The 24,708-nt window shown below is 44.1% G+C and carries 22 protein-coding genes; 21 read left to right on the top strand and 1 reads right to left on the bottom strand.

Features of this window, described 5'->3' with window-relative positions:
• Nucleotides 1-57: 57 nt before the first annotated feature.
• The 4 genes from O3616_RS09185 (at nt 58) to O3616_RS09170 (ending at nt 3,063) form a co-directional block, all read left to right on the top strand.
• The gene (locus O3616_RS09185; protein WP_004237611.1) at nt 58-555 is read left to right on the top strand and encodes a carbonic anhydrase; all 498 of its coding nucleotides are present in this window, start codon (nt 58-60) and stop codon (nt 553-555) included.
• A gap of 24 nt (nt 556-579) precedes the next feature.
• On the top strand, nt 580-1,395 hold the full coding sequence (locus tag O3616_RS09180; protein WP_371638695.1) for a PrsW family intramembrane metalloprotease: 816 nt from the start codon (nt 580-582) through the stop codon (nt 1,393-1,395).
• Between the two features lie 145 nt (nt 1,396-1,540).
• Complete coding sequence (locus O3616_RS09175) at nt 1,541-2,509, top strand: ribose-phosphate diphosphokinase (RefSeq protein WP_000010168.1); 969 nt, start codon at nt 1,541-1,543, stop codon at nt 2,507-2,509.
• A gap of 116 nt (nt 2,510-2,625) precedes the next feature.
• Complete coding sequence (locus O3616_RS09170) at nt 2,626-3,063, top strand: CoA-binding protein (protein ID WP_004269962.1); 438 nt, start codon at nt 2,626-2,628, stop codon at nt 3,061-3,063.
• Nucleotides 3,064-3,094: 31 nt separating this feature from the next.
• Here the strand turns inward: O3616_RS09170 and O3616_RS09165 are convergent, their stop codons facing one another.
• Nucleotides 3,095-4,105, bottom strand: coding sequence for a YeiH family protein (locus O3616_RS09165; protein WP_371638694.1), 1,011 nt, complete (start codon nt 4,103-4,105; stop codon nt 3,095-3,097).
• Between the two features lie 148 nt (nt 4,106-4,253).
• Here O3616_RS09165 and O3616_RS09160 point away from each other — a divergent pair, with 148 nt between their 5' ends.
• The 17 genes from O3616_RS09160 to purK all read left to right on the top strand — a co-directional run bounded on the left by O3616_RS09160 (nt 4,254) and on the right by purK (nt 24,708).
• Nucleotides 4,254-5,423 carry a pyridoxal phosphate-dependent aminotransferase gene (locus O3616_RS09160; protein ID WP_070842475.1) on the top strand — a complete coding sequence of 390 codons (1,170 nt, stop codon included), beginning with the start codon at nt 4,254-4,256 and terminating at the stop codon, nt 5,421-5,423.
• A complete protein-coding gene (gene recO / locus O3616_RS09155) occupies nt 5,420-6,190 on the top strand; it encodes a DNA repair protein RecO (protein WP_070842474.1) in 771 nt (256 codons plus the stop codon). Before O3616_RS09160 ends, recO begins: the two co-directional genes overlap by 4 nt.
• Complete coding sequence (plsX, locus tag O3616_RS09150) at nt 6,187-7,179, top strand: phosphate acyltransferase PlsX (protein ID WP_371638693.1); 993 nt, start codon at nt 6,187-6,189, stop codon at nt 7,177-7,179. The genes recO and plsX overlap by 4 nt, the downstream gene beginning before the upstream one ends.
• Nucleotides 7,180-7,184: 5 nt before the next feature.
• Nucleotides 7,185-7,421 (top strand): acyl carrier protein, encoded by a 237-nt coding sequence (locus tag O3616_RS09145; RefSeq protein WP_004269958.1) that lies wholly within the window; start codon nt 7,185-7,187, stop codon nt 7,419-7,421.
• Between the two features lie 219 nt (nt 7,422-7,640).
• Nucleotides 7,641-7,829 carry a hypothetical protein gene (locus tag O3616_RS09140; RefSeq protein ID WP_004269957.1) on the top strand — a complete coding sequence of 63 codons (189 nt, stop codon included), beginning with the start codon at nt 7,641-7,643 and terminating at the stop codon, nt 7,827-7,829.
• Between the two features lie 356 nt (nt 7,830-8,185).
• Complete coding sequence (gene comA, locus O3616_RS09135; protein ID WP_371638692.1) at nt 8,186-10,339, top strand: peptide cleavage/export ABC transporter ComA; 2,154 nt, start codon at nt 8,186-8,188, stop codon at nt 10,337-10,339.
• A gap of 12 nt (nt 10,340-10,351) precedes the next feature.
• Entirely contained in the window at nt 10,352-11,701 is a 1,350-nt protein-coding gene (gene comB / locus O3616_RS09130; protein ID WP_261020963.1) for a competence pheromone export protein ComB, read from the top strand.
• Between the two features lie 169 nt (nt 11,702-11,870).
• Nucleotides 11,871-12,578: a phosphoribosylaminoimidazolesuccinocarboxamide synthase gene (purC, locus tag O3616_RS09125; RefSeq protein ID WP_261020962.1), complete on the top strand. Its 708-nt coding sequence runs from the start codon at nt 11,871-11,873 to the stop codon at nt 12,576-12,578.
• Between the two features lies 1 nt (nt 12,579).
• On the top strand, nt 12,580-12,723 hold the full coding sequence (locus O3616_RS09120) for a phosphoribosylaminoimidazolesuccinocarboxamide synthase (protein ID WP_079211609.1): 144 nt from the start codon (nt 12,580-12,582) through the stop codon (nt 12,721-12,723).
• 55 nt (nt 12,724-12,778) lie between these two features.
• Entirely contained in the window at nt 12,779-16,504 is a 3,726-nt protein-coding gene (locus tag O3616_RS09115) for a phosphoribosylformylglycinamidine synthase (protein WP_371638691.1), read from the top strand.
• Nucleotides 16,505-16,597: 93 nt separating this feature from the next.
• The gene (purF, locus tag O3616_RS09110; protein ID WP_371638690.1) at nt 16,598-18,040 is read left to right on the top strand and encodes an amidophosphoribosyltransferase; all 1,443 of its coding nucleotides are present in this window, start codon (nt 16,598-16,600) and stop codon (nt 18,038-18,040) included.
• 212 nt (nt 18,041-18,252) lie between these two features.
• Nucleotides 18,253-19,272: a phosphoribosylformylglycinamidine cyclo-ligase gene (purM, locus tag O3616_RS09105; protein ID WP_371638689.1), complete on the top strand. Its 1,020-nt coding sequence runs from the start codon at nt 18,253-18,255 to the stop codon at nt 19,270-19,272.
• Nucleotides 19,269-19,814, top strand: coding sequence for a phosphoribosylglycinamide formyltransferase (gene purN, locus O3616_RS09100; RefSeq protein WP_371638688.1), 546 nt, complete (start codon nt 19,269-19,271; stop codon nt 19,812-19,814). The genes purM and purN overlap by 4 nt, the downstream gene beginning before the upstream one ends.
• A gap of 200 nt (nt 19,815-20,014) precedes the next feature.
• Nucleotides 20,015-21,562 (top strand): bifunctional phosphoribosylaminoimidazolecarboxamide formyltransferase/IMP cyclohydrolase, encoded by a 1,548-nt coding sequence (gene purH, locus O3616_RS09095; RefSeq protein ID WP_371638687.1) that lies wholly within the window; start codon nt 20,015-20,017, stop codon nt 21,560-21,562.
• A 121-nt stretch (nt 21,563-21,683) separates the two neighbouring features.
• Nucleotides 21,684-22,946, top strand: a complete 1,263-nt coding sequence (gene purD, locus O3616_RS09090) for a phosphoribosylamine--glycine ligase (RefSeq protein ID WP_371638686.1) — start codon at nt 21,684-21,686, stop codon at nt 22,944-22,946.
• A gap of 192 nt (nt 22,947-23,138) precedes the next feature.
• Complete coding sequence (gene purE, locus O3616_RS09085) at nt 23,139-23,630, top strand: 5-(carboxyamino)imidazole ribonucleotide mutase (RefSeq protein WP_049509947.1); 492 nt, start codon at nt 23,139-23,141, stop codon at nt 23,628-23,630.
• Nucleotides 23,617-24,708, top strand: coding sequence for a 5-(carboxyamino)imidazole ribonucleotide synthase (gene purK / locus O3616_RS09080; RefSeq protein WP_125431561.1), 1,092 nt, complete (start codon nt 23,617-23,619; stop codon nt 24,706-24,708). Before purE ends, purK begins: the two co-directional genes overlap by 14 nt.

The following is a 24,708-nucleotide window of genomic DNA, read 5'->3' as shown; positions in this document are numbered from 1 at the left end:
CTTAAAAATGATAAGATAGGAGAAATATTTGACTATCAAATTTTCGAGGAGGGAATCGTGTCGTATTTTGAACAGTTTATGCAAGCCAATCAGGCTTATGTTGCCCTACATGGGCAGTTAAATCTACCACTTAAACCCAAAACAAGAGTGGCTATTGTGACCTGTATGGACTCTCGTCTGCACGTTGCGCAAGCTTTGGGATTGGCACTTGGGGATGCTCATATCTTGCGGAATGCAGGTGGTCGAGTGACTGAGGACATGATTCGTTCTCTGGTGATTTCCCAGCAACAAATGGGGACAAGAGAGATTGTGGTGTTACACCATACAGACTGTGGTGCTCAGACTTTTGAAAATGGCCCTTTTCAGGAGTATTTGAAGGAAGAATTGGGTGTCGATGTGTCAGACCAGGACTTCTTGCCCTTCCAAGATATAGAGGAGAGTGTACGCGAGGATATGCAACTCCTTATCGAGTCTCCCCTAATACCAGATGATGTCATTATCTCTGGTGCTATTTACGATGTGGATACAGGAAGTATGACAGTTGTAGAATTATAAATACTTCATTTAGAAAGAAAGTGTATGAAGAAAAACAGCATTTTATTTATTTTTATCTTATTGCTATGTATTGGTTTGCAGTATGAAACTATCTACTATACGGATGGTTCGATGTCAGGTGCGGAATATGGACTAATGGGAGTTTCTATCTTTCTAGCTCTCTTTTACATGATTCCGGCTCTTTATTTCCTTTTCCGTATTGGGAAAAAATGGGAATTGCCAAAGAACTCCTTGATCTTGTCTTTATTGGGAGGAATGTTCCTTTCAGGCTGGTTGTCTAGCTTTGCTAATACCTATATCCATGATTTGCTGGGCGTTCTTTTCCCAGATAGTGGATTTTTAAATGCCTTTGAAAGTGCTATTGTGGCTCCTTTGGTAGAAGAACCCTTGAAATTATTGCCACTTGTCTTTGTTTTAGTTTTGGTTCCTGTGCGAAAATTAAAATCTTTGTTTTTACTAGGCATTGCTTCTGGTTTGGGATTCCAAATGATTGAGGATATTGGCTACATTCGTACGGATTTGCCAGAGGGCTTTGACTTTACTATTTCGAGAATTTTAGAGCGTATCATCTCAGGAATTGCCTCTCACTGGACTTTTTCAGGTTTGGCTGTAGTAGGTGTTTACTTGCTTTACAGAGCCTATAAAGGGCAGAAGGTTGGCAAGAAACAGGGGCTTATTTTCCTAGGTTTAGCCTTGGGAACTCATTTCTTGTTTAACTCTCCTTTTGTGGAGTTGGAGACAGAGTTGCCTTTAGCGATTCCAGTGGTTACGGCTATTACTCTTTATGGTTTTTATCAGGCGTATCGCTTTGTTGAGAAGCACAATGAGTTGATGAACTAGAATATTTTTCAAAAGAATGATGCAAGGGTACAAATATGCTGCCCTTCTTTTATTTTTGATTGAAAAATAGTGCAAAAAGCGCTACAATGGTAAATGGAAAAATCTTGTGAAAAGCACAAGTGATACATATATACCGGAGGAAATCATGTCTTTTTCTGATTTAAAGCTGTTTGCCCTTTCTTCTAATCAAGAATTGGCAAAACGTGTGGCGCAGGAGATTGGGATAGAGTTGGGGAAATCAAGTGTTCGCCAATTTTCAGATGGAGAGATTCAGGTCAACATTGAAGAATCAATCCGTGGGAAACACGTCTTTATTCTACAATCAACTAGCTCGCCTGTAAATGACAATCTGCTTGAAATTTTGATTATGGTGGATGCTTTGAAGCGTGCGAGTGCAGAATCTGTCAATGTTGTCATGCCTTACTATGGGTATGCACGTCAGGATAGAAAGGCGAGAGCGCGTGAGCCAATCACTTCAAAACTTGTCGCAAATATGCTTGAAGTAGCTGGAGTGGATCGTTTATTGACCATCGACTTGCATGCTGCGCAGATTCAAGGATTCTTTGATATTCCTGTGGATCACTTGATGGGGGCTCCTCTGATTGCGGATTATTTTGAGCGTCGTGGCATGGTTGGTTCTGACTATGTGGTTGTCAGCCCAGACCATGGAGGAGTGACTCGTGCCCGTAAGTTGGCAGAATTTTTGAAAACATCTATCGCTATCATTGATAAACGTCGTAGCGTTGATAAGATGAATACTAGTGAAGTCATGAACATCATCGGTAAGGTCGAAGGCAAGACTTGTATCTTGATTGATGATATGATTGATACAGCTGGAACGATTTGTCATGCGGCAGATGCCCTTGCGGAAGCTGGTGCTGTTGAAGTCTATGCAAGCTGTACGCACCCAGTTCTTTCTGGTCCTGCTATGGACAATATCCAAAATTCAGCTATTAAGAAATTGGTTGTTTTGGATACCATCTATCTCCCAGAAGAGCGTTTGATTGATAAGATTGAGCAGATTTCAATCGCTCACCTATTAGGGGATGCTATCGTACGTATCCATGAAAAACGCCCACTTTCTCCACTTTTCAGTATTGAGAAAAAGATTTAAGTTTTCGCTTAGAATAAAACATACTCCTAGCAGAAGTGAACTGCTAGGAGCTTTTTTGTAGCCAAAATCTGCAAGCCTTTTCAAAATGTGCTATACTGATGAAAAGGAGGATTTCTATGAGTCAAGAATTTATCAATCCAAGTGATGGCGTGATTCGTCAGTATCTCGCAGCGAGTAAAACCCTTGCTGTGGTAGGTTTGTCAGACCGTGAGGAAACAACCAGCAATCGAGTGACCAAGGAAATGCAGGCTCGGGGTTATAAAATCATCCCAGTCAATCCTAAGGTTGCAGGTGGAGAAATCTTGGGTGAAAAGGCTTATGCTAGCCTAGCAGAGATTCCTTTTCCTGTAGACATTGTTAATGTTTACCGTCGCAGCGAGTTTTTGCCTGATGTGGCGCGTGATTTTCTCAAAGCTGATGCTAAGATTTTTTGGGCACAGCTAGGACTTGAAAGTCTAGAAGCGGAAGAAATCTTGCGTGCTGGTGGATGTGATGATATCGTGATGAATCGTTGTATTAAGAGAGAACATACACGCTTGATTGAGGAAGCATAAGAAAAAGGTAGCTGGTGGGCTACCTTTTGTGTTAGAAAATGCCAATAAGGGTCTGCATACCAAGACTGGTCAGGATGATGGCAATCCAGCAGATGGCTCCGAGAACAATGGATTTTCCGCTGGATTTGACCATAGCGACCAGATTAGTTTTGAGACCGATAGCACTCATGGCCATGATAATGAAAAATTTGGAGAGTTGTTTGAGAGGGGTAAAGAAACTACTGGACACACCGAGAGAGGTTAGGATAGTAGTTAGGAGAGATGCAAGGATAAAGTAAAGGATAAAAAGTGGGAAGACTTTTTTCAGTTGTAGGCCTTGCTTATTTTTTTGCTCGCGACTTTGCCAATAGGAGAGAAAGAGAGTGATGGGGATGATAGCCAGAGTACGTGTGAGTTTGACAATGGTTGCGGATTCGAGGGTATTTGTCTGGTAGAGACTATCCCAGGCGCTAGCTGTGGCGGTTACAGAGGAAGTATCATTGACTGCAGTTCCTGCAAAGAGGGCGAAGCCGTCATTGGATAGATGAAGCCAGGTGCCGAGGGTTGGAAAGATGAGCGCAGCCAAGACATTGAAGAAAAAGATAACGGAGATGGCTTGGGCGACTTCCTTTTCCTTGGCGTGAATAACAGGCGCTGTCGCCGCAATGGCAGAACCCCCACAGATAGAAGAACCTACTCCAATCAAGGTGGCCAGTTTTGTGTCCAGTGCAAAGAAGCGCTGGAAGAGATAGGCAACAATCAAGGCTATTGAGATGGTGGACAGAATGACAGGGAGTGAAGATTGCCCAACTGCGAAGACTTGCGAGATATTGAGACCGAAACCAAGCAAGATAACAGCATACTGGAGCAATTTCTTGGAACTAAAGGTCAATCCAGCATCCAGTTGTTTGTAGGGCGAGAGAAAGGGATGGAGAAGCATGCCTATGAAAATCGCAAAAACAGGCGCGCCAATCACAGGGAAGAATCCTCCTAAGTACCAAGATAGGATGGAAATGAGAAGGCAGGCCAAGGTGCCTGCTCCATTTTTTGATAGAAATGACATAAAAACCTCCAAATAGAATCTGTTACCATTATAGACCTGTAAACAGGAAAAGTAAAATAGAAAGTGGAAAGCTATTCTCTAATGTATTTTTGCGGTCGGGGGGCTTTTGTAGTATAATAGAGATACGTTTTGAAAGTAGGAGGTATCTATGGACTTAACTAAGCGCTTTAATAAACAGTTAGATAAGATTCAAGTTTCGTTGATTCGTCAGTTTGACCAGGCTATTTCGGAGATTCCTGGGGTCTTGCGTTTGACCTTGGGGGAACCTGATTTTACAACGCCAGACCATGTCAAGGAGGCGGCTAAGCGAGCGATTGACCAGAACCAATCCTACTATACAGGGATGAGTGGCCTGCTGACTTTACGTCAAGCAGCTAGTGACTTTGTTAAGGAAAAGTACCAACTGGACTATGCTCCTGAAAATGAAATCTTGGTTACAATTGGGGCGACAGAGGCTTTATCTGCTACTTTGACAGCTATTTTGGAAGAGGGAGACAAGGTACTCTTGCCAGCTCCTGCCTACCCAGGTTATGAACCAATTGTCAATCTAGTTGGGGCAGAGGTTGTCGAGATTGATACGACTGAAAATGGGTTTGTCTTGACTCCTGAGATGTTGGAGAAGGCCATTTTGGAGCAGGGTGACAAGCTCAAGGCGGTTATTCTCAACTATCCAGCTAATCCGACAGGAATTACCTATAGTCGAGAGCAGTTGGAAGCCTTGGCAGCTGTTTTACGCAAGTACGAAATTTTCGTTGTCTGTGATGAGGTCTACTCAGAATTGACCTACACAGGGGAAGCCCATGTGTCTCTAGGAACTATGTTGAGAGATCAAGCTATCATTATCAATGGTTTGTCTAAATCGCATGCTATGACAGGTTGGCGTTTGGGCTTGATTTTCGCTCCTGCAGCCTTTACAGCTCAGTTGATCAAGAGTCACCAGTACTTGGTCACTGCCGCAAATACCATGGCTCAACACGCTGCGGTGGAAGCCTTGATGGCTGGTAAAAACGATGCGGAACCTATGAAGAAGGAATACATCCAGCGGCGGGACTATATTATCGAGAAAATGACTGCTCTTGGTTTTGAGATTATCAAACCAGACGGTGCCTTCTATATCTTTGCTAAGATTCCAGCGGGTTACAATCAAGATTCTTTTGCTTTTCTGAAGGATTTTGCTCAGAAGAAGGCTGTTGCCTTTATTCCTGGTGCTGCCTTTGGGCGTTATGGAGAAGGATATGTTCGCCTATCTTATGCAGCCAGCATGGAGACTATCAAAGAAGCCATGAAACGACTTGAGGAGTACATGAGAGAAGCATGATTCAGTCTATCACGAGTCAAGGCTTGGTGCTTTATAATCGCAATTTTCGTGAGGATGACAAGCTAGTCAAGATTTTTACTGAACAGGCTGGCAAGCGCATGTTTTTTGTCAAACACGCTGGTCAGTCTAAGCTGGCTCCTGTTATTCAACCCTTGGTGCTGGCTCGATTTCTCTTACGAATCAATGATGACGGGCTTAGCTACATTGAGGACTATCATGAGGTGATGACCTTTCCAAAGATTAATAGCGATCTCTTTGTCATGGCCTATGCGACCTACGTGGCGGCTCTTACAGATGCTAGTTTGCAGGACAATCAGCAGGATGCTCCCTTGTTTGCTTTTTTGCAAAAAACTTTGGAGTTGATGGAAGAGGGATTGGATTATCAAGTTTTGACCAATATTTTTGAAATTCAAATCTTGACTCGATTTGGGATTAGTCTCAATTTTAATGAGTGTGTTTTTTGTCATCGGATCGGTCAGGCTTTTGACTTTTCTTTCAAATATGGAGCCTGCCTCTGTCCAGAACATTATCATGAAGATGAGAGACGTTGCCATCTCAATCCTAATATCCCTTATTTGCTCAATCAGTTTCAAGCCATTGATTTTGAGACCTTGGAGACCATTTCGCTCAAGCCTGAAATCAAGCAAGAGCTACGCAAATTTATGGATCAACTATACGAAGAGTACGTTGGGATTCACCTAAAATCAAAGAAATTTATTGATTCCCTATCCGACTGGGGACAATTACTAAAAGAGGAAAAGAAATGAAAAAAATCGCAGTAGATGCCATGGGGGGCGATTACGCACCTCAAGCCATCGTTGAGGGTGTCAATCAAGCCCTAGCTGACTTTTCAGATATTGAGGTTCAACTCTATGGAGATGAAAGCAAAATCAAGCAATATCTAACAGAGACAGAGCGCGTCAGCATTATCCATACGGATGAGAAGATTGATTCAGACGATGAACCGACGAGAGCTATTCGGAAGAAGAAGAATGCCAGTATGGTATTGGCGGCCAAGGCTGTCAAAGAAGGCGAAGCAGACGCTGTACTATCAGCTGGGAATACAGGTGCTTTGTTGGCTGCTGGATTCTTCATCGTGGGTCGTATCAAGAACATCGACCGACCAGGGCTTATGTCAACCTTGCCGACTATTGATGGGAAAGGTTTTGACATGCTAGACCTCGGTGCTAATGCGGAAAATACAGCCCAGCACCTCCATCAATACGCGGTTCTAGGATCCTTCTATGCTAAAAATGTTCGTGGAATTGCGCAACCACGTGTTGGCTTGCTCAATAACGGAACAGAGAGTAGTAAGGGCGACCCGCTTCGTAAGGAAACCTATGAATTACTGGTGGCTGATGAAAGTTTAAACTTTATCGGAAACGTGGAAGCGCGTGATTTGATGAATGGCGTTGCAGATGTTGTTGTGGCAGATGGTTTCACGGGAAACGCTGTGCTCAAATCCATTGAAGGGACAGCTATGGGAATCATGGGCTTGCTCAAGAACTCCATCACTGGTGGTGGTCTCCGAGCGAAACTAGGCGCCATCCTTCTCAAGGACAGCCTCAGAGGTTTGAAAAAACAGCTCAACTACTCAGATGTTGGTGGAGCAGTCTTGTTTGGTGTCAAGGCACCGGTTGTCAAGACTCATGGCTCAAGCGATGCCAAGGCTGTTTATAGTACGATTCGCCAGATTCGTACCATGTTAGAAACAGACGTAGTTGTCAAGACTGCGCGTGAATTTTCAGGAGAATAAAAGAGATGACAGAAAAAGAAATTTTTGACCGTATTGTGACCATTATCCAAGAGCGACAGGGAGAAGACTTTGTCGTGACAGAATCCTTGAGTCTGAAAGACGACTTGGATGCTGACTCAGTTGATTTGATGGAGTTTATCTTGACACTGGAAGATGAATTTAATATCGAAATCAGCGATGAGGAAATTGACCAACTCCAAAGTGTAGGGGATGTGGTAGAAGTCGTCAAACGTAAAGAATAGCAAGAAGCAAGATAAGAGGAGTTGCATGTTGCTAAGAATGTATATAAATATCCTATTTGACAATTATCTACATTTTAATCTTTATAAATATATATTTTAGGCAGGGCGCTTGTTCTGCCTATTTTTTTGCCAAGAAAGTGCAGTTGAGGTATTTATTTGGAGTTTTACATATATTTTTGATAAAATAGTTATAGAAATTAGGAAAGTTGAAGAAAAGAAATGAAGAAGGTTGTAGGATATTTTTTAGTATTTGTTTTTCTATTTTTGATGAATATTTTCATCTTTAAGATACTAGCAACCCTGGGATTTCAGCTGACAATGAGTGAAAAGAGTTATATTGTACCACCGCTGTTTTCGATTATCGTTGTATATATGATTGACAAAAGAATTAGGAAGAAAAAGAAATAAATATATATTTTAGGTAGAATGTTTGTTCTACCTATTTTTTTATCTTAAAAGTGCAGTTGGGAGGGAGATAGGTGCATTTGGGAAGGAAGTCCAGTTTTTGTTTGGGGATTGGGGTAAGATAGTTGTTATCAGATGAGTTTATACTCTTCGAAAATCAAATTCAAACCACGTCAACGTCGCCTTGCCGTAGGTATGGTTACTGACTTCGTCAGTTCTATCTGCAACCTCAAAACAGTGTTTTGAGCTGACTTCGTCAGTCTTATCTACAACCTCAAAACAGTGTTTTGAGCAGCCTGCGGCTAGTTTCCTAGTTTGCTCTTTGATTTTCATTGAGTATTAGGAAAAAGGAGATGAATATGAAATTTGGGAAACGTCACTATCGTCCGCAGGTGGATCAGATGGACTGCGGTGTAGCTTCATTAGCCATGGTTTTTGGCTACTATGGTAGTTATTATTCTTTGGCTCACTTGCGAGAATTGGCCAAGACAACCATGGATGGGACAACGGCTTTGGGCTTGGTCAAGGTGGCAGAGGAAATTGGTTTTGAGACGCGAGCAATTAAGGCGGATATGACGCTCTTTGACTTGCCAGATTTGGCTTTTCCTTTTGTTGCCCATGTGCTTAAGGAAGGGAAATTGCTCCACTACTATGTGGTGACTGGGCAGGATAAGGATAGCATTCATATTGCCGATCCGGATCCTGGGGTGAAATTGACCAAACTGTCACGTGAGCGTTTTGCGGAAGAATGGACAGGAGTGACTCTTTTTATGGCACCTAGTCCAGACTACAAGCCTCATAAGGATCAAAAGAATGGTCTGCTCTCTTTTATCCCTATATTAGTGAAGCAGCGTGGCTTGATTGCTAATATCGTTTTGGCAACACTCTTGGTAACCTTGATTAACATTGTGGGTTCTTATTATCTGCAGTCTATCATTGATACCTATGTGCCAGATCAGATGCGTTCGACGCTTGGGATTATTTCTATTGGGCTGGTTATCGTCTATATTCTCCAGCAAATCTTGTCTTACGCTCAGGAGTATCTCTTACTTGTTTTGGGGCAACGCTTGTCTATTGATGTGATTTTGTCCTATATCAAGCATGTTTTTCACCTGCCTATGTCCTTTTTTGCGACACGTCGTACAGGGGAAATCGTGTCTCGTTTCACGGATGCTAACAGTATCATTGATGCGCTAGCTTCGACCATTCTTTCGATTTTCCTAGATGTATCAACGGTTGTCATTATTTCCCTTGTTTTATTTTCACAAAATACCAATCTCTTTTTCATGACTTTATTGGCGCTCCCTATCTACACAGTGATTATCTTTGCCTTTATGAAGCCGTTTGAAAAGATGAATCGGGATACCATGGAAGCCAATGCGGTTCTGTCTTCTTCTATCATTGAGGACATCAATGGTATTGAAACTATTAAGTCCTTGACCAGTGAAAGTCAGCGTTACCAAAAGATTGACAAGGAATTTGTGGATTATCTGAAAAAATCCTTTACCTATAGTCGAGCAGAGAGTCAGCAAAAGGCTCTGAAAAAGGTTGCCCATCTCTTGCTTAATGTCGGCATTCTCTGGATGGGGGCTGTTCTGGTCATGGATGGCAAGATGAGTTTGGGGCAGTTGATTACCTATAATACCTTGCTGGTTTACTTTACTAATCCTTTGGAGAATATCATCAACCTGCAAACTAAGCTTCAGACAGCGCAGGTTGCCAATAACCGTCTAAATGAGGTTTATCTGGTAGCTTCTGAGTTTGATGAGAAGAAAACAGTTGAGGATCTGAGCTTGATGAAGGGAGATATGACCTTCAAGCAGGTTCATTACAAGTATGGCTATGGTCGAGATGTCTTGTCAGATATCAATTTGACCATTCCCCAAGGCTCTAAGGTGGCTTTTGTGGGGATTTCGGGGTCAGGTAAGACGACTTTGGCCAAGATGATGGTTAATTTTTACGACCCAAGTCAGGGAGAGATTAGTCTGGGTGGTGTCAATCTTAATCAGATTGACAAAAAGGCCCTGCGCCAGTATATTAACTATCTGCCTCAACAGCCCTATGTCTTTAACGGGACGATTTTGGACAATCTTCTCCTTGGAGCCAAGGAGGGGACGACACAGGAAGATATCTTACGGGCGGTCGAATTGGCAGAGATGCGGGAGGACATTGAGCGCATGCCACTGAATTACCAGACAGAATTGACTTCAGATGGGGCAGGAATCTCAGGTGGTCAACGTCAGAGAATTGCTCTGGCGCGTGCTCTCTTGACAGATGCACCTGTCTTGATTTTGGATGAGGCAACTAGTAGTTTGGATATTTTGACAGAGAAGCGAATTGTCGATAATCTTATGGATTTAGACAAGACCTTGATTTTCATCGCTCACCGCTTGACCATTGCTGAGCGAACAGAGAAGGTTGTTGTTTTGGATCAAGGAAAGATTGTTGAAGAAGGAAAGCATGCTGATTTGCTTGCACAGGGTAGTTTTTACGCCCATTTGGTGAATAGCTAGAAAGAGGAGAGGATGAAACCAGAATTTTTAGAAAGTGCGGAGTTTTATAATCGTCGTTACCATAATTTTTCCAGTCGGGTGATTGTCCCCTTGTTCCTTCTGCTTGTGTTTTTACTTGGATTTGCAACGTTTGCAGAGAAGGAGATGAGTTTGTCTACTAGAGCTACTGTCGAGCCTAGTCGTATCCTGGCAAATATCCAGTCTACTAGCAATAATCGCATTCTTGTCAATCATTTGGAAGAAAATAAGCTGGTTAAAAAGGGAGAACTGTTGGTTCAATATCAAGAAGGGGCAGAGGGTGTCCAAGCGGAGGCCTATGCTAGTCAGTTGGACATGCTCAAGGATCAAAAAAAGCAATTGGAGTATTTGCAAAAGAGTCTGCAAGAAGGGGAGAACCACTTTCCAGAGGAGGATAAGTTTGGCTACCAAGCCACCTTTCGCGACTATCTCAGCCAAGCGGCTAGTCTTAGGGCTAGTACATCGCAACAAAATGAGACCATCGCGTCCCAGAATGCAGCAGCTAGTCAAACCCAAGCTGAAATCGGCAACCTCATCAGCCAAACAGAGGCTAAAATTCGCGATTACCAGACAGCTAAGTCAGCTATTGAAACAGGTACTTCCTTGGCCAGTCAGAATCTAGCCTACTCTCTCTACCAGTCTTACAAGTCTCAGGGTGAGGAAAATCCGCAAACTAAGGCTCAGGCTGTTGCGCAGGTTGAAGCTCAGCTTTCTCAGTTAGAATCCAGTCTCGCTACTTACCGCGTCCAGTATGCAGGTTCAGGTACCCAGCAAGCCTATGTGTCAGGCTTAAGCAGTCAATTGGAATCCCTCAAATCACAACACTTGGCTAAGGTTGGTCAGGAATTGACCCTTCTAGATCAGAAAATCTTGGAGGTGGAGTCAGGTAAGAAAGTACAGGGAAGTCTTCTAGACAAGGGGAAAATTACGGCCAGTGAGGATGGGGTGCTTCACATTAATCCTGAGACCAGTGATTCTAGCATGGTAGCAGAAGGTGCCCTACTAGCCCAACTCTATCCGTCCTTGGAAAAAGAAGGGAAAGCCAAACTTACAGCTTATCTAAGTTCAAAGGATGTAGCAAGAGTCAAGATTGGGGACTCTGTTCGTTATACGACGACTCATGATACCAAGAATCAAATTTTCCTAGATTCGACTATTACAAGTATTGATGCGACAGCTACTAAGACTGAAAAAGGGAATTTCTTTAAAATCGAGGCGGAGACTGATCTAACTTCTGAGCAGGCAGAAAAACTTCGGTACGGGGTGGAAGGTCGTCTGCAGATGATTACAGGTAAGAAAAGTTATCTGCGCTATTATTTGGATCAATTTTTGAACAAAGAGTAATGTTCGTGTTTTTAGAGTTAAATGATTTTAAAACTGTGAGAAAGATGCTTCTTGCAGTTTTTTCTTTACGTTTTTTGAGATTATTGTTCTATTTATTCGGTTAAATTCTTGTAATTTTAGGTTTTTTATGGTAGAATGTGCTCAAGTAATACGAAAGGCGAACTTTAAAATGTCAAAACAATTAATCTATTCGGGAAAAGCTAAAGATATCTATACAACTGAGGATGAAAATCTTATTATTTCAACTTACAAGGACCAGGCGACTGCTTTCAATGGTGTTAAGAAAGAGCAGATTGCAGGTAAGGGAGTCTTGAATAATCAGATCTCATCTTTTATTTTTGAGAAATTAAATGCGGCTGGTGTGGCGACTCACTTTGTGGAGAAACTTTCAGATACAGAACAACTCAATAAAAAGGTTGAGATTATTCCTTTGGAAGTCGTGCTTCGCAACTACACGGCTGGTTCCTTTTCAAAACGTTTTGGTGTAGACGAAGGAATCGCATTTGAGACTCCTATTGTCGAATTTTACTATAAAAATGATGATTTGGATGATCCATTTATCAATGACGAGCATGTGAAATTTCTACAGATTGCGGATGAACAGCAGATTTCCTACTTGAAGGAAGAAACTCGTCGAATCAATGAACTCTTGAAAGCCTGGTTTGCTGAAATTGGGCTTAAGTTGATTGACTTTAAGCTAGAGTTCGGTTTTGATAAGGATGGCAAGATTATCTTGGCAGACGAATTTTCACCAGATAACTGCCGCTTGTGGGATGCGGATGGCAACCACATGGATAAGGATGTTTTCCGTAGGGGACTAGGTGAATTAACCGATGTTTATGAAGTTGTTTGGGAGAAGCTGCAAGATTTGAAATAATCTGTTTGCAACGGAAAACCTTCGTCTCTCAACTAAAAGGACTCAGGCTGAAAAGGTCCCCCAGACCTTTTCACTCCGTAGGGGATTAGGAGAGCTAACAGACGTTTACGAGATTGTTTGGGAAAAGTTGCAGGAATTGAAATAACAACCTCAAGGTCGTTGGGGATATTGCAAGAGCTGAAATAAAGGAATAAGAATTGATGGATAAACGTATTTTTGTTGAGAAAAAGGCTGATTTTCAGGTCAAATCAGAGAGTTTGGTTAGAGAACTCCAGCATAACTTGGGACTTTCAAGCTTGAAAAGTATTCGTATTGTGCAAGTGTATGATGTCTTTAACTTGGCTAAGGACCTGTTTGCGCCTGCAGAGAAACACATCTTCTCTGAGCAGGTGACAGACCACGTCTTGGACGAAGCGGCTGTGCAGGCGGATCTTGCTAACTATGCTTTCTTTGCCATCGAAAGCCTGCCAGGGCAGTTTGACCAGCGTGCGGCTTCTTCACAGGAAGCCTTGCTTTTACTAGGAAGTTCGAGTGATGTAACGGTTAATACAGCCCAACTTTACTTGGTGAATAAAGATATTGATGCGACTGAGTTGGAAGCGGTCAAGAACTACTTGCTCAATCCAGTTGATTCTCGTTTCAAGGACATCACGACAGGGATTGCCAAGCAGGAATTTTCAGAGTCAGACAAGACCATTCCTAAATTGACTTTCTTTGAAAGCTATACAGCAGAAGATTTTGCCCGCTACAAAGCCGAGCAAGGGATGGCAATGGAAGTGGATGATTTGCTCTTTATCCAAGACTACTTTAAGTCAATCGGGCGCGTGCCGACTGAGACGGAGCTTAAGGTGTTGGATACCTACTGGTCTGACCACTGCCGTCACACCACTTTCGAGACAGAGTTGAAACACATCGACTTTTCAGCTTCTAAATTCCAAAAACAATTGCAGTCAACCTATGAAAAATATATTGCCATGCGTGATGAGTTGGGGCGTTCTGAAAAACCACAAACCTTGATGGATATGGCGACTATTTTCGGTCGTTATGAGCGTGCTAATGGACGTTTGGACGATATGGAAGTGTCTGATGAAATAAACGCCTGCTCAGTAGAAATCGAAGTGGACGTTGATGGTATCAAGGAACCTTGGCTCCTCATGTTCAAAAATGAAACCCACAATCACCCAACTGAGATTGAACCATTTGGTGGGGCGGCAACTTGTATCGGTGGAGCCATTCGTGATCCGTTGTCAGGTCGCTCATATGTCTACCAAGCCATGCGTATCTCGGGTGCAGGTGATATTACAGCACCAATCTCTGAAACGCGTGCTGGTAAATTGCCACAACAGGTTATTTCTAAAACAGCGGCTCATGGTTATTCTTCATATGGTAACCAGATTGGGCTTGCAACAACCTACGTTCGCGAGTATTTCCACCCAGGATTTGTAGCTAAACGCATGGAGCTAGGTGCTGTTGTTGGTGCGGCTCCTAAGGGCAACGTCGTCCGAGAAAAACCGGAAGCGGGTGATGTCATTATCCTTCTTGGTGGTAAGACTGGACGTGACGGTGTCGGTGGTGCGACAGGTTCTTCTAAGGTTCAAACAGTTGAGTCTGTGGAAACTGCTGGAGCTGAAGTTCAAAAAGGGAATGCTATCGAAGAACGCAAGATTCAACGCCTTTTCCGTAATGGCAATGTCACTCGTCTTATCAAGAAATCTAATGACTTTGGGGCAGGCGGTGTCTGTGTGGCTATCGGTGAATTAGCAGACGGTCTTGAAATCGACCTCAACAAAGTACCTCTTAAATACCAAGGATTGAATGGTACTGAAATTGCCATCTCTGAATCTCAAGAACGGATGGCTGTTGTGGTACGTCCAGAAGACGTAGATGCCTTCGTTGTAGAATGTAACAAAGAAAATATTGATGCTGTTGTTGTGGCGACAGTGACTGAAAAACCAAATCTTGTCATGCACTGGAATGGTGAAACGATTGTCGACTTGGAACGCCGTTTCCTTGATACCAATGGTGTGCGTGTAGTTGTCGATGCTAAGGTTGTGGACAAGGACGTCAAACTTCCAGAGGAGCGTACAACAAGCGTAGAAACACTGGAAGCAGATACCCTTACCGTTCTATCTAACCTCAACCATGCGAGTCAAAAAGGTTTGCAGACCATCTTTGATTGCTCTGTTGGTCGTTCGACGATCAATCACCCACTTGGCGGTCGCTACCAACTCACACCAACTGAGGCTTCTGTTCAGAAATTGCCAGTTCAACACGGAGTGACTCATACGGCGTCAGTTATGGCCCAAGGTTTCAACCCTTATGTAGCAGAATGGTCTCCATACCACGGTGCTGCCTATGCGGTGATCGAAGCGACAGCTCGTTTGGTGGCTGCTGGTGCCAACTGGTCTAAGGCTCGTTTCTCTTACCAAGAGTATTTCGAGCGTATGGATAAACAAGCAGAGCGTTTTGGTCAGCCAGTAGCAGCTCTCCTAGGCTCTATCGAAGCTCAGATTCAGCTTGGCTTGCCATCTATCGGTGGTAAGGACTCTATGTCTGGTACCTTTGAAGAATTGACCGTACCGCCAACCTTGGTTGCCTTTGGGGTGACAACAGCAGATAGCCGTAAGGTGTTCTCTCCTGAGTTCAAGACTGCTGGTGAAAACGTCTACTATATCCCAGGTCAAGCTCTTGCTGCAGAGATTGATTTTGATTTGATTAAGTCTAATTTTGCTCAGTTTGAAGACATCCAAGCTGGTCACAAAGTGACATCTGCATCAGCTGTCAAATATGGTGGTGTGGTTGAAAGTTTGGCACTTGCTACCTTTGGAAATCATATTGGTGCAGAGGTAATCTTGCCTGAACCTGAAACTGCTTTGACAGCTCAATTAGGCGGATTTGTCTTCACATCTCCTGAAGAAATTGCTGGAGTAGAGAAAATCGGTCAAACAAGTGCAGACTTTACACTTCTTGTCAACGGTGTGAAGCTAGATGGACACAAACTTGACAATGCCTTCCAAGGAAAACTGGAAGAAGTTTACCCAACAGAGTTTGCCCAAGCCAAAGAACTGGCTGAAGTACCAGCTGTTGCATCAGATGTTGTGATTAATGCCAAAGAAAAGGTTGAAAAACCTGTGGTTTATATCCCAGTCTTTCCAGGAACCAACTCAGAATATGACTCAGCTAAGGCATTTGAAAAAGAAGGTGCAGAGGTCAACTTGGTGCCATTTGTGACCTTGAATGAAGAGGCTATTGTCAAGTCAGTTGAAACTATGGTTGACAACATCGGCAAAGCTAACATCCTCTTCTTTGCAGGTGGTTTCTCAGCTGCGGACGAGCCAGATGGTTCAGCCAAGTTCATTGTCAATATTCTGCTCAATGAAAAAGTCCGTGTGGCTATTGATAGCTTTATCGCCCGTGGTGGCTTGATTATTGGTATCTGTAATGGATTCCAGGCTCTCGTAAAATCAGGTCTTCTTCCATACGGAAACTTCGAGGGCGCCAATAGTACTAGCCCAACCCTCTTCTACAATGATGCCAACCAACACGTGGCCAAGATGGTAGAAACTCGCATTGCCAATACTAACTCACCATGGCTTGCTGGAGTGCAAGTGGGCGATATCCACGCTATTCCTGTTTCGCACGGTGAAGGGAAGTTTGTCGTGACGGCTGAGGAATTTGCGGAGCTCCGTGACAATGGTCAAATCTTTAGCCAATACGTGGACTTCGAAGGCAAACCAAGTATGGACTCTAAGTACAATCCGAATGGTTCTGTCCATGCCATCGAAGGAATTACCAGCAAGAATGGTCAAATCATCGGTAAGATGGGCCACTCAGAACGTTATGAGGAAGGTCTTTTCCAAAATATCCCAGGCAATAAAGACCAGCATCTGTTCGCGTCAGCGGTTAAATATTTCACTGGAAAATAAGACTTACAGATTTTCTAATAGATAGTATCAGTAATGTAAAAGTCATGTAGATTTAGCTCTTGGTGCTACACAAATAAAAATTAGGTATATAAAATGACATACGAAGTAAAATCTCTTAATGAAGAATGTGGTGTTTTCGGTATCTGGGGACATCCAGATGCTGCTAAATTGACCTATTTTGGTCTCCATAGTCTTCAGCACCGTGGTCAGGAGGGGGCAGGAATCCTCTCCAATGATCAGGGACAATTGAAGCGCCATCGTGACATGGGACTTTTATCAGAAGTCTTCAGAAATCCTGCCAATTTGGATAAATTGACGGGAACTAGTGCGATTGGGCATGTGCGTTATGCGACTGCTGGCGAAGCTTCTGTAGATAACATTCAGCCCTTCCTCTTCCGTTTTCACGATATGCAGTTTGGATTGGCTCATAATGGAAACTTGACCAATGCGGCCTCTCTCAAGAAAGAATTGGAAGATAGAGGAGCGATTTTCAGCGCGACTTCGGACTCGGAAATATTGGCTCATCTCATTCGTCGCAGTCACAATCCGAACTTGATGGGAAAAATCAAGGAAGCGCTCAGTCTTGTCAAAGGTGGTTTTGCCTATATCTTGCTGTTTGAGGACAAGTTGATTGCGGCTCTTGACCCCAATGGTTTCCGTCCACTTTCTATCGGGAAAATGGCCAACGGAGCGGTGGTTGTTTCCTCTGAAACCTGTGCTTTTGAAGTCATTGGTGCAGAATGGATTCGTGATTTGAAGCCAGGTGAGATTGTCATCATTGATGACAAGGGCATCCAGTATGATAGCTATACAGATGATACTCAGTTAGCAATCTGTTCTATGGAGTATATCTATTTTGCTCGCCCTGATTCTAATATCCACGGTGTCAATGTCCATACGGCACGGAAACGTATGGGTGCCCAATTGGCGCGTGAATTCAAGCATGAGGCGGATATCGTAGTCGGTGTGCCCAATTCTTCCCTCAGCGCGGCTATGGGATTTGCGGAAGAGTCCGGGCTACCAAATGAAATGGGCCTCATCAAGAACCAATACACCCAACGTACCTTTATCCAACCGACTCAAGAATTGCGGGAGCAAGGGGTGCGGATGAAACTATCTGCTGTTTCTGGTGTTGTAAAAGGCAAGCGTGTGGTTATGATTGATGACTCTATTGTACGTGGAACGACCTCTCGTCGTATTGTTCAACTCTTAAAAGAAGCGGGTGCAACTGAGGTTCACGTTGCCATTGGTAGTCCAGCACTAGCTTATCCATGTTTCTACGGGATTGATATCCAGACCCGTCAGGAGCTAATTGCGGCTAATCATACGGTCGAAGAAACTCGCCAAATCATTGGTGCGGACAGTCTGACTTATCTTTCTGTTGAGGGGTTGATTGATTCAATTGGTATTGAAACAGATGCGCCAAATGGTGGTCTCTGTGTCGCTTACTTTGACGGTGACTACCCAACACCTCTCTACGACTATGAAGAAGACTATCGTAGAAGTTTGGAAGAAAAGACCAGTTTTTACAAATAGATAATAGATCCTCCATTAAAGAAAAGGAATATAAAAATGACAAATAAAAATGCTTATGCTTCACGTCTCACTACTGACTAAAAGCTAAAGCATTTGTCAGTAGACGCTTTGTCCTATAGGATCAAAGCTAGAGCCCTGACTAGTATTTTTAGATAAAATAATTGTTTATCTAAAAATACGTCGCAATCTTCTCAAAGAAAAGGAATAAATAAATGACAAAAAATGCTTATGCCCAGTCGGGTGTAGATGTTGAAGCGGGTTATGAAGTTGTTGAACGAATCAAAAAGCACGTGGCTCGTACGGAGCGTGCAGGTGTCATGGGAGCTCTTGGTGGTTTTGGTGGTATGTTTGACCTTTCAAAGACTGGGGTTAAAGAGCCTGTCTTGATTTCAGGAACTGATGGTGTCGGAACCAAGCTCATGCTGGCTATCAAGTACGACAAGCACGATACCATCGGTCAGGACTGTGTGGCCATGTGTGTCAATGATATCATCGCTGCAGGTGCTGAGCCCCTCTATTTTCTTGACTACGTAGCGACAGGGAAGAATGAACCAGCTAAGCTAGAACAAGTAGTTGCTGGTGTGGCAGAAGGTTGTGTGCAGGCAGGTGCTGCCCTCATCGGTGGGGAAACGGCTGAAATGCCTGGCATGTACGGCGAAGATGACTATGACTTGGCTGGTTTTGCGGTCGGTGTGGCTGAAAAATCTCAAATCATTGACGGTTCGAAGGTGGCAGAAGGAGATATTCTTCTCGGACTTGCTTCAAGTGGGATTCATTCCAATGGTTACTCTCTCGTCCGTCGTGTCTTTGCGGATTACACAGGTGAGGAAGTCCTTCCAGGATTGGAAGGCAAGCAACTCAAGGACGTTCTTCTTGAGCCAACTCGTATCTATGTCAAGGATGTTTTGCCACTCATCAAGGAAGAGTTGATCAACGGCATTGCCCACATCACTGGTGGTGGCTTTATCGAAAATGTCCCTCGTATGTTTGCAGCTGACTTGGCTGCTGAGATTGAGGAAGACAAGGTTCCAGTTTTACCGATTTTCAAAGCCCTTGAAAAATACGGTCAGATCAAACACGAAGAAATGTTTGAAATCTTCAATATGGGTGTGGGATTTATGTTGGCAGTTAGCCCTGAAAATGTAAGTCGTGTCAAGGAATTATTGAATGAACCAGTCTATGAAATTGGTCGTATCGTCAAGAAAGAAAACGAAAGTGTCATCATTAAATGAAAAAAATAGCGGTTTTTGCCTCGGGTAATGGCTCAAATTTTCAGGTGATTGCCGAAGAGTTTCCAGTGGAGTTTGTCTTTTCAGACCATCGTGACGCCTATGTGCTCGAGCGTGCAGACAAGCTCGGCGTTCTGTCCTATGCTTTTGAACTCAAGGAGTTTGAGAGCAAGACAGACTACGAAGCAGCACTTGTTGAGCTATTAGAAGAGCACCAGATTGACTTGGTTTGTCTAGCAGGTTACATGAAAATCGTTGGGCCAACCTTATTGGCGGCTTATGAAGGACGGATTATCAACATCCATCCAGCCTACCTGCCAGAATTTCCAGGAGCTCACGGAATTGAGGACGCTTGGAATGCTGGCGTTGCTGAGAGCGGCGTGACCATTCACTGGGTGGACTCTGGAGTGGATACAGGAAAGGTCATCAAACAAGTACGTGTACCACGACTAGCTGATGATACCATTGACAGTTTTGAAGCTCGGATTCATGAGGTAGAGTACAAGTTGTATCCGGAAGTTATTAGAGAATTGTTGGACAAGTAAATGAAAAAATGGTTGGAAACACTTGCCTTGATTACCTTGGCAATCATTCTACGTTTACTGGTAAATTTTTTCTTCCCAGAGATTCCCTATTGGGGGAGATTTTTACTGACAGTAATTTTGGGAGTCTTGGCAATAGTCTCCCTATACTTTATGAATCGAAAAATTCGTAGGTAGAGAGTTTGAAAATGAAAGGAAAAAACATGACTAAACGCGCCTTAATCAGCGTCTCAGACAAAGCGGGTATTGTTGAATTTGCCCAAGAACTTAAAAAACTTGGTTGGGAGATTATCTCGACAGGTGGGACCAAGGCTGCCCTTGATAATGCTGGGGTGAAGACCATTGCCATCGATGATGTGACTGGTTTTCCAGAGATGATGGATGGCCGTGTCAAGACCCTTCATCCAAATATCCACGGGGGACTTTTGGCTCGTCGTGACTTGGATAGTCACTTGGAAGCAGCTAAGGAGAACCAGATTGAGCTCATTGATCTTGTTGTGGTAAACCTTTACCCATTTAAGGAAACCATCCTCAAACCAGACGTGACTTACGCTGATGCAGTTGAAAACATTGATATCGGTGGGCCATCTATGCTTCGCTCGGCAGCGAAGAATCATGCCAGCGTAACAGTTGTGGTAGATCCAGCTGACTATGCTGTGGTTTTGGGACAATTGGCAGCTAACGGCGAAACAAGTTACGAAACCCGCCAACGTTTGGCAGCCAAGGTTTTCCGTCATACAGCGGCTTATGACGCCTTGATTGCAGAGTATTTCACAGCTCAAGTGGGGGAAAGCAAACCTGAAAAGCTCACTTTGACCTATGACCTCAAACAAGCTATGCGTTACGGTGAGAACCCTCAACAAGACGCGGATTTCTACCAAAAAGCTTTGCCAACAGACTACTCGATTGCTTCAGCGAAACAGCTCAACGGGAAGGAATTGTCCTTTAACAATATCCGCGATGCTGACGCTGCCATTCGTATTATCCGTGATTTCAAAGACCGTCCAACCGTTGTGGCTCTCAAACACATGAACCCGTGCGGTATCGGTCAGGCTGATGACATCGAGACTGCTTGGGACTACGCTTATGAGTCTGACCCAGTGTCTATCTTTGGTGGTATCGTTGTTCTTAACCGTGAGGTGGATGCTGCGACAGCTGAGAAGATGCACGGCGTTTTCCTTGAAATTATCATCGCACCAAGCTATACGGATGAGGCGCTAGCTATTTTGACCAATAAAAAGAAAAACTTGCGTATCCTTTCTTTGCCATTTGATGCTCAAGAGGCTAGCGAAGTGGAAGCAGAATATACAGGTGTTGTCGGTGGACTTCTGGTGCAAAACCAAGACGTTGTCAAAGAAAGTCCAGCTGACTGGCAAGTGGTGACCAAACGCCAACCAACAGAGACAGAAGCGACAGCTCTTGAGTTCGCTTGGAAGGCTATCAAGTACGTCAAATCGAACGGTATCATCATCACCAACGACCACATGACACTTGGTGTTGGCCCAGGTCAAACCAACCGTGTGGCCTCCGTTCGTATTGCCATCGACCAAGCCAAAGACCGTCTTGACGGCGCTGTGCTTGCTTCTGATGCCTTCTTCCCATTTGCGGATAACGTGGAAGAAATCGCCAAAGCAGGTATCAAGGCCATCATCCAACCAGGTGGGTCCGTCCGTGACCAAGAATCTATCGAAGCTGCGGATAAATATGGCTTGACCATGGTCTTCACAGGCGTGAGACATTTTAGACATTAAGAACGTTAAAGGGAAGAAAACAGTTTCTTTCCTTTTTTAGATTAAAATGCTAAGTGAAACAAGATTAAAACGAACGTTTGTGGTATAATGTTAGTAAATAATTCGCAAAAGAGGTTGTAATATGAAGCTGTTAGTTGTCGGTTCGGGTGGTCGTGAACATGCGATTGCTAAAAAGTTACTGGAGTCAAAAAGCGTTGAAAAGGTTTTTGTTGCTCCTGGGAATGACGGTATGACTCTGGATGGGTTGGAATTGGTAGATATCTCTATTTCCGAACATTCTAAATTGATTGAGTTTGCAAAAGCCAATGATATCGCTTGGTCCTTTATCGGGCCAGATGACGCTCTTGCGGCTGGGATTGTGGATGATTTTAACAAAGCTGGGCTCAAGGCTTTTGGTCCGACAAGATTGGCAGCGGAGTTGGAGTGGTCCAAGGATTTTGCCAAGGAAGTCATGGTCAAATACGGCGTTCCGACAGCAGCCTATGGCACATTCTCAGATTTCGAGGAAGCCAAGGCCTATATCGAAAAGCAGGGTGCGCCTATCGTAGTCAAGGCGGATGGCTTGGCGCTTGGGAAGGGTGTCGTCGTTGCTGAGACGGTTGGGCAAGCGGTCGAAGCCGCTCATGAGATGCTTTTGGATAATAAATTTGGTGATTCAGGTGCACGTGTAGTTATTGAGGAATTCCTTGAAGGAGAGGAATTTTCACTCTTTGCCTTTGTCAATGGTGACAAGTTCTACATCATGCCAACGGCTCAGGACCATAAACGTGCCTACGATTGCGACAAAGGGCCTAACACGGGTGGTATGGGTGCCTATGCGCCAGTTCCACACTTGTCACAGAGTGTAGTTTATACAGCGGTTGACACCATTGTCAAGCCAGTCCTCGAAGGGATGATTAAAGAAGGTCGCCCTTATCTGGGAGTTCTTTACGCAGGGCTTATCTTGACAGCTGATGGACCTAAGGTTATCGAGTTCAACGCTCGTTTTGGAGATCCTGAAACGCAAATTATCTTGCCTCGATTAATCTCTGATTTTGCACAAAATATTACGGATATCCTCGATGGCAAGGAGCCAAACATTACGTGGACAGATAAGGGTGTGACTCTGGGTGTAGTTGTCGCATCCAATGGTTATCCGCTAGACTATGAAAAAGGCGTCAAGTTGCCAGCTAAGACAGAGGGTGATATCATCACCTACTATGCCGGAGCTAAGTTTGCGGACAATAGCAGAGCACTGCTCTCAAACGGTGGCCGTGTCTATATGCTCGTCACCACCGCAGATACCGTCAAAGAAGCACAAGAAACCATCTACCAAGAACTCGCCCAACAAAACACAGAAGGCCTCTTCTACCGAACAGATATCGGAAGCAAGGCAATTAAGTAAAGATATAAGGATAACGCGACGAAGTCGCTGAACCCGATAATGGTCTCCGTGGTGAAAAGACCAGAACAGTATCTGTTCTGGTCTAGGGAAACTTTGAGACCCTAGGCTCAAAGTTTAGGAATGAAACCGAAGGTTTGCTTCCGTCCCCACCACCTAAGACCATTATCAAAAAAGAAGAAAAAAGGAAAAATTATGACTAAACCAATTATTTCCATCATCATGGGCTCAAAATCAGACTGGGCAACCATGCAAAAAACCGCTGAAGTCCTAGACCGCTTCGGTGTAGCCTACGAGAAGAAGGTTGTCTCTGCCCATCGCACACCTGATCTCATGTTCAAGCATGCCGAAGAAGCACGTAGCCGTGGCATCAAGGTTATCATCGCAGGTGCTGGAGGCGCAGCCCACTTGCCAGGAATGGTAGCTGCCAAAACAACTCTTCCAGTCATCGGCGTGCCAGTCAAATCACGTGCGCTTAGTGGCGTGGATTCACTCTATTCTATAGTACAGATGCCGGGTGGAGTACCAGTCGCAACTATGGCTATTGGTGAAGCAGGTGCGACCAATGCGGCCCTCTTTGCCCTCCGTCTCCTTTCAGTAGAGGATCAGGCTATTGCGACAGCATTGGCTGATTTCGCAGAAGAGCAAGGAAAAATAGCAGAGGAATCAACTAATGAGCTCATCTAAAACAATAGGAATTATCGGTGGCGGTCAGCTGGGTCAGATGATGGCTATTTCTGCCATTTATATGGGGCACAAGGTTATCGCGCTGGATCCTGCAGCTGATTGTCCAGCCTCTCGCGTGGCGGAGATCATCGTGGCTCCTTATAATGATGTGGATGCCCTCCGTCAGTTGGCTGAGCGTTGTGATGTCCTTACCTATGAATTTGAAAATGTTGATGCTGACGGTTTGGATGCTGTCATCAAGGAGGGACAACTCCCACAAGGAACAGACCTGCTTCGCATTTCACAAAACCGTATCTTTGAAAAGGACTTTCTCTCAAATAAGGCTCAAGTGACAGTTGCACCCTACAAGGTCGTGACTTCTAGCCAAGACTTGGCAGATATTGACCTGGCCAAAACCTATGTCCTCAAGACTGCGACAGGTGGCTACGATGGACATGGTCAAAAGATCATTCGCTCAGCAGAAGATTTGGAAGAAGCCTATGCGCTAGCAGATTCAGCAGACTGCGTTTTGGAAGAATTTGTCAATTTTGACCTTGAAATTTCTGTCATCGTGTCAGGGAATGGCAAGGATGTGACAGTTTTCCCAGTGCAGGAAAATGTTCACCGCAACAACATTCTTTCTAAAACGATTGTGCCTGCTCGCATTTCTGATAAGTTAGCAGAAAAAGCAAAAACCATGGCAGTGCGAATTGCAGAACAACTTAACTTATCTGGAACGCTTTGCGTGGAAATGTTTGCGACGGCTGACGACATCATCGTCAATGAGATTGCCCCGCGTCCACACAACTCAGGCCACTACTCAATCGAAGCCTGCGACTTCTCCCAGTTTGATACCCATATCTTGGGTGTTCTAGGAGCACAATTGCCAGCCATCAAACTACATGCGCCAGCTGTCATGCTCAATGTCCTCGGCCAGCACGTCGAGGCGGCCAAAAAATATGTCACAAAAAATCCAAGCGCCCACCTCCACATGTATGGTAAAATAGAAGCGAAGCACAACCGCAAAATGGGACATGTGACTTTGTTTAGTGATGTGCCGGATAAGGTTGAGGAGTTTGGGGAAGGGATGGATTTTTAG

Source organism: Streptococcus sp. 27098_8_86, assembly GCF_041432595.1.
GTDB lineage: Bacteria > Bacillota > Bacilli > Lactobacillales > Streptococcaceae > Streptococcus > Streptococcus pneumoniae_F.
The sequence above is the reverse complement of the archived record's forward strand: the minus strand, read 5'-3'. Positions and strand labels throughout refer to the sequence as shown.

Bases quoted from the DNA above. Each gene is read 5' to 3' on its own strand.
- O3616_RS09180 (WP_371638695.1), top strand. From the start codon at position 580: ATGAAGAAAAACAGCATTTTATTTATTTTTATCTTATTGCTATGTATT.
- O3616_RS09175 (WP_000010168.1), top strand. From the start codon at position 1,541: ATGTCTTTTTCTGATTTAAAGCTGTTTGCCCTTTCTTCTAATCAAGAA.
- O3616_RS09170 (WP_004269962.1), top strand. From the start codon at position 2,626: ATGAGTCAAGAATTTATCAATCCAAGTGATGGCGTGATTCGTCAGTAT.
- O3616_RS09165 (WP_371638694.1), bottom strand. From the start codon at position 4,105: ATGTCATTTCTATCAAAAAATGGAGCAGGCACCTTGGCCTGCCTTCTC.
- O3616_RS09160 (WP_070842475.1), top strand. From the start codon at position 4,254: ATGGACTTAACTAAGCGCTTTAATAAACAGTTAGATAAGATTCAAGTT.
- recO (WP_070842474.1), top strand. From the start codon at position 5,420: ATGATTCAGTCTATCACGAGTCAAGGCTTGGTGCTTTATAATCGCAAT.
- plsX (WP_371638693.1), top strand. From the start codon at position 6,187: ATGAAAAAAATCGCAGTAGATGCCATGGGGGGCGATTACGCACCTCAA.
- O3616_RS09145 (WP_004269958.1), top strand. From the start codon at position 7,185: ATGACAGAAAAAGAAATTTTTGACCGTATTGTGACCATTATCCAAGAG.
- O3616_RS09140 (WP_004269957.1), top strand. From the start codon at position 7,641: ATGAAGAAGGTTGTAGGATATTTTTTAGTATTTGTTTTTCTATTTTTG.
- comA (WP_371638692.1), top strand. From the start codon at position 8,186: ATGAAATTTGGGAAACGTCACTATCGTCCGCAGGTGGATCAGATGGAC.
- comB (WP_261020963.1), top strand. From the start codon at position 10,352: ATGAAACCAGAATTTTTAGAAAGTGCGGAGTTTTATAATCGTCGTTAC.
- purC (WP_261020962.1), top strand. From the start codon at position 11,871: ATGTCAAAACAATTAATCTATTCGGGAAAAGCTAAAGATATCTATACA.
- O3616_RS09115 (WP_371638691.1), top strand. From the start codon at position 12,779: ATGGATAAACGTATTTTTGTTGAGAAAAAGGCTGATTTTCAGGTCAAA.
- purF (WP_371638690.1), top strand. From the start codon at position 16,598: ATGACATACGAAGTAAAATCTCTTAATGAAGAATGTGGTGTTTTCGGT.
- purM (WP_371638689.1), top strand. From the start codon at position 18,253: ATGACAAAAAATGCTTATGCCCAGTCGGGTGTAGATGTTGAAGCGGGT.
- purN (WP_371638688.1), top strand. From the start codon at position 19,269: ATGAAAAAAATAGCGGTTTTTGCCTCGGGTAATGGCTCAAATTTTCAG.
- purH (WP_371638687.1), top strand. From the start codon at position 20,015: ATGACTAAACGCGCCTTAATCAGCGTCTCAGACAAAGCGGGTATTGTT.
- purD (WP_371638686.1), top strand. From the start codon at position 21,684: ATGAAGCTGTTAGTTGTCGGTTCGGGTGGTCGTGAACATGCGATTGCT.
- purE (WP_049509947.1), top strand. From the start codon at position 23,139: ATGACTAAACCAATTATTTCCATCATCATGGGCTCAAAATCAGACTGG.
- purK (WP_125431561.1), top strand. From the start codon at position 23,617: ATGAGCTCATCTAAAACAATAGGAATTATCGGTGGCGGTCAGCTGGGT.